Raw genomic sequence first — 11,117 nt, 5'->3', positions numbered from 1 at the left:
GAGTGCCCCGGGTAAAAACCCGGGCGCAGCCGAAGGCCTGGAGGGGCTTCCGGCAGGCTTGGAAAATTAAGGGATTTGGCGCGCGGGGGGTGACATGGGAAGCGGGGACAAGCGGGAATCAGTCAGAGTTCAATCGAGTTTGCCGCGCACAGAGGCTGTCGCTCCCGACGGGAGCGAGCGAGGGGCCTAGGTATTCTTCAACTTGAGGTGACGTGCATACCAGGGCCGTCTGGGCACCCGTTTGAACAAAGTCTGCAACGCGTCATCGTCGGCGCCAAAGGTAATGCGCAAGGCCAGCTTCATGGTCTCCGGGTCCATCTCCATCGACCGCCCCATCTGCAACCCCGGCGTGGTGCTGCAGCCATGGGTGTCCGGCCCCAGCCACGGGTCATCCACCTCGACCCAGCGCCCCGGCGCGAACCACGGCACGCCATTGACTTCCAGGCGGCTGACTTCGCCCGGGTGGAAGCGCTCGTGGGCACGGAACCAGTCTTCGACACGGTCGTCGATCCAACCGTGGAAGTGCCAGAACACCGGGTTTACGTGGGAGGAGAATGGGTCGCCGAGAAAGTCGTTTTCCGGCCCGAACCAACGCCCGGCAAAATCCGCAGGGTCCCGGGCCAGCGGTGCCGGGGCGCCATTGGCCGGGTCGCGTGCCACCGAGGCCCAGCGCATGTGCAGCCAATCATGCAGGCCCAGTTCCACCTCGGAACCGAACTGGCCCAGCGTCATGCGCGACAGGTAGGCCGGGTCGCGGTACTGCGACTCCCACACCTCGAAGTTGCTGCTATAGGTTTCTGCACTTTTGATATCGCTGACCCACTGGGTAAACGTGTCATCCCCACTGGACACCCATGTCGGCGGCACCGAAAAACCGTCGTGGTTGTCGAAGTAACGGATAAACCCCAGGCGATCGCGTACCAGCTCGGGTTGAGGCAACGGAAAGCGCTGCCAGGAAGGCAACGCTTGCAAGGAACGCGCAGTGCCCAACATGTGCCGGTGCATGAAAAAGAAGTCGACCCCAGAACCGTTGCGATCCTTGCGCGGCCCGCGCGCGTCGCGTTCGTGTGCCCTGGGGCCGGGCTGCCAGCCAATCCCGCGCAGGGCTTCGCGCTTGTCTTCAGGCAGTTTGTGCCAACGATCCCGGGAGGCGTGCCATAGCTGGTGAAACAGGCGATGTTCCGGCGAAATCAGCCAGGCTTCCAGCGCCGGGTTGAGCAGCGCCCGCTCACGCGCTTCAGGGAACATCCGCTTGATCGCCACGAAGCGATTCTCGATTTCGGGCAGGCCCAGCGGCCGGTCAAGGCGTAATACGCGCCCGCTGAGGGAGACCGTGCCGGCATTGCCGAAGGCCGCCCACACCTCATCAAGAACCAGGACAAATTCATAGCAAACCGTGCCGCTGCGGCTATCCACCAACCGCCAGCTCAGGTGCCCCTGCTTGACATCCGCCAGTTCGCCCAACACCTCATAACGCGGCGCGGCGTCGCTGCGCAGTGCAGTGGCGCTGTCGAGGAAGCCGCGCACACCGCGCCCGCGTGCGGCGACATCCAGCAGCAGTTCCAGCCCCTCGACCGCAAGGTCGTCCAGCCCCGCATCTTGCCCCTCGAAACGAACGGCCCAGACCCCGCGCAACGCATTGGCCAATTGTTGCCCGGCCTTGTCCGGCAACTCCACCGAGGCCTCGCCGGGCGTGATGGGCGCGTCCGGCTGCGTCAATTGCCGATGGGCGTAATAGGCCGCCGGCACCGCCGCGCCGGTCAGTGCCAGGCCCGCGATGAAACCTCGTCGAGAAATCGTCATTGCCCTACCTGTGTCAGCCATGGAGCAGGCTTTATCAGAGCTAGAACGAGCCTGCGCCGGCGAAATTTACCCGGCTAAATTTCTGCCCTCCCGGTTCGTTCTTCCCAGATAGCAAAGGCCTCGCCTGAACCCTGCCCCCTTACGGAAAGCGACACTGAGATGGCAATGACCACACCACGTTCGAAAAAAGCTCTTCTGATCGGCCTGCCCCTGGCCCTGGCCATTGCGGCCGGCGGCGGCTTCCTGGGGTGGAAATACCTGTTCGATAACGCCGGTTATCCGCTCAAGGTGATGAAGGAGGCCAATGAAATGCAGGATCGCATCATTTCCTTCGACAGCCATATCACCCTGCCCCTGCGTTTCGGCGGCGAGGGTGACGAAGCGGACAAGGACGGCCTGGACAAATTCGACTTGGTCAAAGCCCAGCGTGGGCGGTTGTCGGGGGCGGCCCTGACGATCTTCGGCTGGCCGGAAATGTGGAATGGCCCCAATGCCCCGCATAAGCCAACGCCCGCGTTTGTCGACCAGTCACGCCAACAGCAGGAAGTGCGCTACAAGGCGATCACCAATATGGTGCGGGACTTCCCCAACCAGGTAGGGATCGCCTACACCCCGCAGGACTACCGACGCCTGCACGGTGAAGGCAAGTTCGCGGTATTCATCAGCATGCTCAACGCCTACCCACTGGGGGAAGACATCACCCAGCTGGACCTGTGGACAGCCCGTGGCATGCGCATGTTCGGTTTCAGTTATGTGGGCAACAACCCGTGGGCCGACTCCTCACGGCCGCTGCCATTTTTCAATGACACCCCCGACGCGTTCAATGGCCTGTCGGACCTGGGCAAGCGCGCCGTGCACCGGCTCAACGACTTGGGGGTGATTATCGATGTCTCGCAGATGTCGACCAAGGCCCTTGAACAAGTGGCCCAGCTCAGCCGCACGCCGATGGTTGCGTCGAATTCGGTGCCGCGCGCGCTGGTGGATATTCCTCGCAACCTCAGCGACAAGGAAATGCAGCTGATCAAGAACAGCGGCGGCGTGGTACAGATCGTGGCGTTTTCGGCCTATCTACGCCCATTGAGCCAGACCACACAGAACAAGCTCAACCGCTTGCGCGCCAAATTCGACCTGCAACCGCTGCCCAACCTGCATGTCGCGCTCATGCCCGGCGACCCGATTATCGCCGCGTGGCCCGAGCAGAAGTTCGGCCAATACGCCAGCGCGCTGTACGACATCCTCGAGGAAGAACCCCAAGCCAGCGTCAAGGACCTGGGCGAGGCAATCGATTATGCCGTGAAGAAAATCGGCATCGACCATGTCGGCATTGCCTCCGACTTCAACGACGGTGGCGGCCTGAAAGGCTTCAAGGATGTCAGCGAGATACGCAACGTGACGGCCGAACTGATTACGCGCGGCTACTCCGAAGCGGATATCGCCAAGCTGTGGGGCGGCAACTTCCTCAGGGTCTGGGACGAGGTGCAAAAAGCCGCCCAGCCTGTCGCTCAAACCACGCCTTGAACCCATAGCGAAACCCAGCCATGACCGATCGTCGTACCTTCCTGAAAACCGCCGGCGTGCTGGCCGCCAGTTTGCCCTTGGCTCATCACCTGGTGCCCAGCGCAGCGGCCGCCGCACCCGCGGCGCCGACAGATAAATGGAGCGCGCTGCGCAGCCAGTTCACCCTGGACCCGGATTATGCCCATTTCGCCAACTTCCTGATCGCCTCACACCCCAAGTCTGTCGAGGATGCGATCAACTACTACCGCGCCGAACTGGATCGAAACCCGGCCAAATGGCTGGATTGGGATAGCCAGATCGAATGGAAGCGCGAACACGAAGTACGCGAGTGGGCGGCGCGCTACCTGGACGTCAAGCCAGCCCAGATTGCCCTGACCGGCAGCACCACCGAAGGCCTGGTGATGATTTACGGCGGACTGCGCGTCAATGCCGACCAGGAAATCCTGACCACCGGGCACGAGCACTTCTCGACACGCAACACCTTGAACTTTCGCGTCAAACGCGAAGGCACCCAAGTGCGCAAGATCACCTTGTTCAAGGACCCACGCCAGGTGTCCAGCGATGAAGTATTGGGCACCATCGAGCGCAATATTCGCCCGCAGACCCGCGTGCTGGGGATGACCTGGGTACAGTCGGGCAGCGGCGTCAAGCTGCCGGTGAAGGAGATTGGCGAACTGGTACGCGAACACAATCGCCAGCGCGACGAGAAAGACCGGATTATCTACGTGATCGACGGCGTGCATGGGTTTGGCGTGGAAGACATGAACTTCGCCGACTTCAACTGCGACTACTTTATCGCCGGCACCCATAAGTGGATGTTCGGCCCACGCGGCACCGGCATCATCTGCGCAGCCTCGGAGCAGATGAACGACCTGATACCGACCTTCCCGACGTTCTCGGAAAACAACAGTTTCGGCACCACCATGACCCCGGGCGGCTACCACGCCTTCGAGCATCGGTGGGCACTGGGCAAGGCTTTCGAGCTGCACCTCGCGCTGGGCAAGGCCGATGTGCAGGCGCGCATCCACCAGCTCAACACCTACCTCAAGCAACGCTTGCAGGAACACCCGGGCATCGAACTGGTAACCCCGCAGAGCCCGCAATACTCGTCCGGCTTCACCTTCTTCCGAATCAAGGGCCAGGACTGCGACGCGGTCGCTGCCTACCTGAATCAAAACCGCATTGTGGTCGATGCCGTGGACCGCGATGTCGGCCCGGTGGTGCGCACCGCGCCCGGCCTGCTCAACACCGAGCAGGAGATTGACCGCGCCGTGGCCGTGCTGACGAAAAAATACTGAATCCTTTCCTGACACTGACGAAAAGGCTGTAAACCATGTCTCGAACCGCATTTTATCGCCTGTCCCTGGGCGTCATGCTTGCCGGCCTCGCCGCCGGCAGCGCCCACGCTGCCGCACCGGTGCCTGGCAAGGTGTTCAAGGATTGCAAGGATGGCTGCCCGGAGCTGGTGGTATTACCGGCTGGCAGTTTTGTCATGGGCACGCCCGACGATGAGCTGGGCCGCCAACCGGACGAAGGCCCCCTGCATACCGTGACCTTCGCCAAACCTTTTGCCATCAGCCGTTTCCAGGTCCAGGCCAGCGAGTGGGATGCCTATATCCGCCAGAGCGGGGTCAAGATTGCCGATGGCGACACCCGCCCTGGGCGCGCCTGCACCGCCAGTAAACCCACGTATACCCAGGGGCCCAAGCAACCGGCGGTGTGCATGGACTTCCAGGATGTGCAGAACTACGTCGCCTGGCTGTCGAAAAAGACCGGCCAGCACTATCGGATGCTCAGCGAAGCCGAACGCGAATACGCCGCGCGCGCAGGCAGCACCGGACCGTTCCCATTCCCCATGGACCCGGACACCGAATACGGCATCAGCCAGCACGCCAATACCTACGGCCCCAAGGACGGCTACAGCTTCACCTCCCCCGCCGGCAGCTACGCCCCCAACGCGTTCGGGGTCTACGACATGCATGGCAATGTCTACGAGTGGGTTGCCGACTGCTGGCATGACAGTTACGTCGGCGCGCCGACCGATGGCAGTGCCTGGCAGGACAAGAACTGCGAAACCCGCCACATCCGCGGCAATGACTGGGGCGAGGCCCCGATTTTCTCGCGCTCGGGCAATCGCAACGACCGTCCGGCCACCACCCGCGGTGACTGGCTGGGGTTCCGCGTCGCTCGCGAGCTCTGAAGCCGTGACCCGCGCTAAATAACCCGCACCACCACTCGTTCTTAGGTTAACCGCCTCGATACCCATCGAGGCGTGCACTGTGCGCCCGGCCATCCGTCCATCGCTGATAAATGCCGCGCCCTGCACTGCCCTTTGCTCACCCCCTGCCTGAAACGGGAGACTTGAATGTCCAGCAAACCTCGCGGCGCCGTCAGCGAACTCTTCGGCCTGCTCAAACCTTTCTGGCCCCTGGTCACGCTGTCCATCGCCCTGGGCATGGTCGGCGGCCTCAGTGTCACGGCCCTGCTGGCGACCATCAACACCGCCCTGCACTCACAAAGCGGGCTGACCCAAAACGTGGTGCTGCTGTTTGCCGGCCTATGCCTGCTGGCACTGACCAGCTCGATCTTTTCCGATATCGGCACCAATTACGTTGGCCAGCACATCATCGCCAAGCTGCGCCGCGAACTGGGAGAAAAGGTGCTCGCCGCCCCCATCGACCAGATCGAACGCTACCGCAGCCATCGCCTGATCCCGGTGCTGACCCATGACGTCGACACCATCAGCGACTTTGCCTTTGCTTTCGCGCCGCTGGCCATTTCCCTGACGGTGACCTTGGGTTGCCTGGGTTACCTGGCCATGCTGTCGTGGCCGATGTTCCTGATGATGCTGGTGGCCATCGTGATCGGCACCGTCGTGCAATTCATCGCCCGCTCCCGCGGCATGCAAGGCTTCGAGTCGGCGCGGGAAGCCGAGGATGAATTGCAGAAAAACTACAGCGCCATCGCCGAAGGCGCCAAGGAACTGCGCATCCACCGTCCACGCCGCCAGCGCATGTTCGTCAAGGGGATCCAGGACACCGCCAACCGCATCTGCGCCACCCAGGTCCGCTCGATCAATACTTTTGTGATCGCCAAGGCCTTTGGCTCAATGCTGTTCTTTGTGGTCATCGGGCTGGCTCTGGCGATGCAGACGTTCTGGCCCACCGGCGATCAGACCGTGATGAGCGGCTTTGTGCTGGTGCTGCTGTACATGAAAGGCCCACTGGAGCTGCTGATCGGTACCCTGCCGATTGTCAGCAAGGCACAGATCGCTTTCCGCCGCATCGCTGAACTGTCCAAGCAGTTCTCCTCCCCCGAGCCGCACCTGCTGCTGAGTGATTCAGGGGTCGCGCCGACCGCCGTGCACACCTTGCAGTTGAACAACGTCAGCTACACCTTCCCACGCGTCGAAGGCTTCGAGCCGTTCCACCTGGGGCCGGTGAACCTGCGCATCCGCGAAGGTGACATCACCTTCATCGTCGGCGAGAACGGCTGCGGCAAGACCACCCTGATCAAACTGTTGCTGGGTCTCTACGCCCCGCAAAACGGCAGCATAGAACTCAACGGCCAAGCAATCGTGGCGGCGAACCGCGATGACTATCGCCAATTATTCACCACGATTTTTGCCGACTACTACCTGTTCGACGATGTAATCCAGGGCGACACCCCCATCCCGGCCGATGCTGATCGCTACCTCAAGCGCCTGGAAATCGGGCACAAGGTGACGATTACCGACGGCGTGTTCAGCACCACCGACCTGTCCACCGGCCAGCGCAAGCGCCTGGCCCTGGTCAATGCCTGGCTGGAAGAGCGCCCGGTGCTGGTGTTCGACGAGTGGGCGGCGGACCAGGACCCGACCTTCCGGCGGATTTTCTATACCGAACTGCTGCCAGACCTCAAGCGCCTGGGCAAGACCATCATCGTGATCTCCCACGACGACCGTTACTTCGATGTCGCCGACCAGATCGTGCGCATGGAAGCCGGGCGCGTCGCCACCGAGCTGCAAACCGCCTGACAACACCGCGCTAAAACCGGAAAGAAATGTTTTTTTCCGGTTTTAGCGCGGACCTGCGTCTTATTGGTACTTAATACGAATCACTATCATTAAATAACGCCACTTAAGAGCCCACGATGTCAGCCACTCACAACTTCTCACCCCTCACCAAGGCCCTCATGATGCGCCGCGTGTTCCAGCCGCGCCTGCTGAGCGCCACCCTTGTTCTGGCGCTGCCCTTCGCCGCACACGTCCAGGCACAGACCTTTAACTTCAATGTGCCGGCACAGCCCCTGGCCAGCGCACTGCAGGCATTTGGCCAACAAGCCAATCTGCAAGTGCTGTACAGCCCGGATGACGTGCAGAACCTGCGCAGCGTTGCGGTCACCGGCGCATTGAGCCCCCAGGCCGGTATCGAGCAACTGCTGGGGAGCAGTCGCCTCGCCTACACCCTGGAAGGCAACACCTTGACTCTGAGCAGCCGTGGCGCAACCGGTGCGCTGGAACTGGGTACCACGCGTATTTCCGGCCAGGGCCTGGGCGTCGTGAGTGAAAACACCGGCTCCTACACCACCGGCGCCAGCACGACAGCGACCAAACTGAACCTGAGCCTGAAGGAAACCCCTCAGACCGTCAGTGTCATGACCCGCCAGCGCATCGACGACCAGAACCTGAGCAGCATCGGCTCGGTGCTGGAGCAGACCCCGGGCATCAACGTACAAAGCCCGGGCAGCGACCGGCTGTATGTGTTCTCCCGCGGCCTGGCCATCGATAACTATCAGTATGACGGCATGCCCACCACCTCGTTCGCGTTCAGCCAGGCATTGCCCCAGGCGCTCGCAGACATGGCGATCTACGACCATATCGAAGTGCTGCGCGGAGCCTCGGGCCTGCTGTCGGGTACCGGCGATCCTTCCGGCACCGTCAACCTGGTTCGCAAGAAGCCGACGTCGACCTTCCAGGGCTACGTCAGTGCCGGCCTGGGTTCCTGGGACTTGTACCGCACCGAGGTGGACGTGTCCGGCCCGCTGACCCCGACCGGCAACGTGCGCGGGCGCGCTGTCGCGGCCTACCAGCAGGCCAATAGCTTCACCGATCACCTGCAGCAAGAAAAAACCATCCTCTACGGCGTGACGGAATTCGACCTGAGCGACAGCACTTTGCTGACGGTCGGCGCCGAATACCTCTACAACAACCCACGTGGTTTCTCCACCACGGGTTTGCCGATGCTGGACAACAAGGGCCAGCAACTGAACCTGTCGCGCAGCGACAACCCTGCCAGCCGCGACAGCACCAACCGCCAGGAATCGGTTAACGCCTTCGCGTCGATCGAGCAGAAGCTGGACCACGACTGGAGCCTGAAGGTCTCGGCCAACTCCCTGTACGGCACCCGCGAGTACGATTCGATCATCGTTGGCACCACCACCGGTTTCGTCAACTCGCAGACCGGCGCCGGCCTTGGCTACACCGCGACCAAGGGCGACAACACCCAGGAACAACAAGGCCTGGACGTGATGCTCTCCGGCCCCTTCCAATTATTGGGTCGCGAACATGAGCTCGTGGTGGGTTTCAACTACCAGAGCTACGAAAACCGCCGCAACGGCTTCGGCAACCTGCTGGCCAACGGCACCAGCAACAACGGCGTCAGCGGCAAGCCGGTGAACATCTACACCTGGGACAACTACGCGCCCTACGCGGCCTACAACTTCAACCGTGAAGACGACAACATCGACCAATGGCAGAACGGCGTCTACCTGGCAACCCGCCTGAAGCCGACCGATGACCTCTCGGTGATCCTCGGTACCCGCGTCACCAATTACCGCTACGACGCCATGCTGCATTACAACGTGGCGAGCCTGAAACCCTTCGAAACCGACGACACCGTAAGGGTCAACGGCAAGGTCACGCCCTACGCCGGTGTGGTTTATGACCTGACCCCCAACCACTCGATCTATGCCAGCTACACCAGCATCTTCAAGCCACAGCCTTACCGCGACACCAGTGGTCACCTGCTGGACCCGCGTGAAGGCAACAACTACGAGATCGGCCTCAAGAGCGACTACTACGACGGCCGCCTGAACACCGCCATCGCGTTGTTCGAGGTTGACCTGGAAAACGATGCGATCGCCAACGGTACGGTGACCGGCAACGACAACCTGACCGCCTACGAGGCGAAAAAGACCAAGACCCGCGGCATCGATATGGAAGTCAGCGGCGAACTGCTGCCGGATTGGAACCTGAATGCCAGCTATAGCCACAGCGTGGTCAAGGACGCCGACAACGAGCGTGTGAAAACCACCATCCCGGCCGATCTGGTCAAGGTCTGGACCACCTACCGCCTGCCTGGCGAGCTGGACCGCGTAACCGTCGGTGGTGGCGTGAACTGGCAGAGCGGCATCCACATGACCGTGGACAGCTGGAGGTTGCCTGCCCCGGCCAAGGTCAAGCAAGGTGATTATGCAACTGCGAGCCTGATGGCACGTTATCAGATGACGTCGCAATGGTCCGCCACCGCCACCGTCAACAACCTGTTCGACAAGAAGTACATCAGCTCGCTGGACGAGAACTTCTACAGTGGCTCCTACGGTGCACCGCGCAACTTCATGCTGACGACCAAGTACCAGTTCTAAGAGACAACCCCGCAGCAAAAAAAATGGCGAACCTCAGGTTCGCCATTTTTTTATCCTCAAGCCCCAATTAGCGACACAGCAGAGGCGGACTGAACCGGCGAAGGCCTTTTGGTGGGCCTGTCCCCCAGCAGCGTACGCCAAGAAGCTGGCTATCTAGTCTTCTGCCTCAAGCCCTAGCGCGCCGCAGCCACCGCCCAGTCCAGGGCCCGCCGATAAATATCATCCACCGACGCCACAATACCGCCCATACGCAAGAAGTCGTGGGACAACCCCCGCTCCACCGTCAACGTTACGGGTGTCTCGCCCTGCGCCAGGGCTTCGGCGTAGGCCACGCCCTCATCGAACAGTGGGTCGTATTCCGCCAGGCTCACATACGCCGGCGCCTGGGCCTCGACCAGCGATGCCTGCAACGGCGAAGCCCGCCAGTCCTGGCGTGCAGCGGTGTCGCCATAGTGCTGGTAGAACCACTCCAGCGTCTCGCTCTCCAGCAGGTAGCCTTCGGCATAGGTACGGTGCGAGGCACGCTCGGTGGTCATATCGGTAACCGGATAGAACAGCAGCTGCGCCACCGGCGTGAGGGCAATATCGGCGGGATGGTTCGCCGCCGTGATGGCCAGAACGGCTGCCAGCGTGGCACCCGCACTGTCCCCCGCCACCACCAGGCGATGCGGGTCCAGGTGCAGGTGTTCGGCTTGCGCCTGCAACGCCGATACGCTGTCGAGCGCGTCGTGTACCGCCGTGGGGAACGGGTATTCCGGCGCCAATCGATAGGCCGGCGCCAACACCGCGAACTCACCGCTCAAGGCCAGGCGGCGGCACACCGAGTCATGCGAGTCCAGGCTGCCCACGACGTAGCCGCCGCCATGGAAGTACAGGATCGTCGGCAACACCTGCGCGGCCGTCGACGCCAGTCGATAGAGGCGCCCTTGCAGCATTGCCCCGTCGCGGGTCGGCAGTTGTACCGGGCGCACCTCAATGTCACCCGGCGGGTTGGGATCGAGGATCTGCGAGGTACGCTCGAAGTCGCTGCGGCCTTGGGCCAGCGGCAGCGCGTGCAGGGGCTGGCTTTTTCCGGTCAGCCGGCCGAACTCCGCCAGTTCCAGGAAAGCAGACAGGTCAGGATGTACAGACATGGTGGTTTTCCAATTCAAGAAAGACAAAACGGGCGATAC

The 11,117-nt window shown here is 62.0% G+C and carries 7 protein-coding genes; 5 read left to right on the top strand and 2 right to left on the bottom strand.

Annotation, left to right across the window (positions count from 1 at the left end; translation table 11 throughout):
• Positions 1–186 precede the first annotated feature (186 nt).
• The gene (locus CXQ82_RS11810) at positions 187–1,803 is read right to left on the bottom strand and encodes a PvdJ/PvdD/PvdP-like protein (protein WP_101269061.1); all 1,617 of its coding nucleotides are present in this window, start codon (positions 1,801–1,803) and stop codon (positions 187–189) included.
• A gap of 165 nt (positions 1,804–1,968) precedes the next feature.
• On the opposite strand from CXQ82_RS11810, the gene pvdM reads away from it, so the two are divergent.
• From pvdM to CXQ82_RS11785, 5 genes are all read left to right on the top strand, one after another.
• Positions 1,969–3,321 carry a pyoverdine-tailoring dipeptidase-like protein PvdM gene (pvdM, locus tag CXQ82_RS11805; RefSeq protein WP_101269059.1) on the top strand — a complete coding sequence of 451 codons (1,353 nt, stop codon included), beginning with the start codon at positions 1,969–1,971 and terminating at the stop codon, positions 3,319–3,321.
• Between the two features lie 20 nt (positions 3,322–3,341).
• On the top strand, positions 3,342–4,619 hold the full coding sequence (locus CXQ82_RS11800) for an aminotransferase class V-fold PLP-dependent enzyme (protein WP_101269057.1): 1,278 nt from the start codon (positions 3,342–3,344) through the stop codon (positions 4,617–4,619).
• Positions 4,620–4,693: 74 nt separating this feature from the next.
• The gene (locus tag CXQ82_RS11795) at positions 4,694–5,521 is read left to right on the top strand and encodes a formylglycine-generating enzyme family protein (RefSeq protein ID WP_256581935.1); all 828 of its coding nucleotides are present in this window, start codon (positions 4,694–4,696) and stop codon (positions 5,519–5,521) included.
• Between the two features lie 165 nt (positions 5,522–5,686).
• Entirely contained in the window at positions 5,687–7,336 is a 1,650-nt protein-coding gene (locus CXQ82_RS11790) for a cyclic peptide export ABC transporter (protein ID WP_101269053.1), read from the top strand.
• Between the two features lie 116 nt (positions 7,337–7,452).
• Positions 7,453–9,945, top strand: coding sequence for a TonB-dependent receptor (locus tag CXQ82_RS11785; protein ID WP_256581895.1), 2,493 nt, complete (start codon positions 7,453–7,455; stop codon positions 9,943–9,945).
• A 173-nt stretch (positions 9,946–10,118) separates the two neighbouring features.
• Here CXQ82_RS11785 and CXQ82_RS11780 read toward each other — a convergent pair whose 3' ends face one another.
• Positions 10,119–11,078, bottom strand: coding sequence for an alpha/beta hydrolase (locus tag CXQ82_RS11780; RefSeq protein ID WP_101269051.1), 960 nt, complete (start codon positions 11,076–11,078; stop codon positions 10,119–10,121).
• Positions 11,079–11,117: the final 39 nt, after the last annotated feature.

Source organism: Pseudomonas sp. S09G 359 (assembly GCF_002843605.1).
Classification (GTDB): Bacteria; Pseudomonadota; Gammaproteobacteria; order Pseudomonadales; family Pseudomonadaceae; genus Aquipseudomonas.
Note: the sequence above shows the minus strand (reverse complement) of the source record. Positions and strands in the feature narration are given on the sequence as shown.

What these genes read in the sequence shown, in the direction of transcription:
- CXQ82_RS11810 (WP_101269061.1), bottom strand. Translation starts at nt 1,803, where the DNA reads ATGACGATTTCTCGACGAGGTTTCATCGCGGGCCTGGCACTGACCGGC.
- pvdM (WP_101269059.1), top strand. Translation starts at nt 1,969, where the DNA reads ATGACCACACCACGTTCGAAAAAAGCTCTTCTGATCGGCCTGCCCCTG.
- CXQ82_RS11800 (WP_101269057.1), top strand. Translation starts at nt 3,342, where the DNA reads ATGACCGATCGTCGTACCTTCCTGAAAACCGCCGGCGTGCTGGCCGCC.
- CXQ82_RS11795 (WP_256581935.1), top strand. Translation starts at nt 4,694, where the DNA reads ATGCTTGCCGGCCTCGCCGCCGGCAGCGCCCACGCTGCCGCACCGGTG.
- CXQ82_RS11790 (WP_101269053.1), top strand. Translation starts at nt 5,687, where the DNA reads ATGTCCAGCAAACCTCGCGGCGCCGTCAGCGAACTCTTCGGCCTGCTC.
- CXQ82_RS11785 (WP_256581895.1), top strand. Translation starts at nt 7,453, where the DNA reads ATGTCAGCCACTCACAACTTCTCACCCCTCACCAAGGCCCTCATGATG.
- CXQ82_RS11780 (WP_101269051.1), bottom strand. Translation starts at nt 11,078, where the DNA reads ATGTCTGTACATCCTGACCTGTCTGCTTTCCTGGAACTGGCGGAGTTC.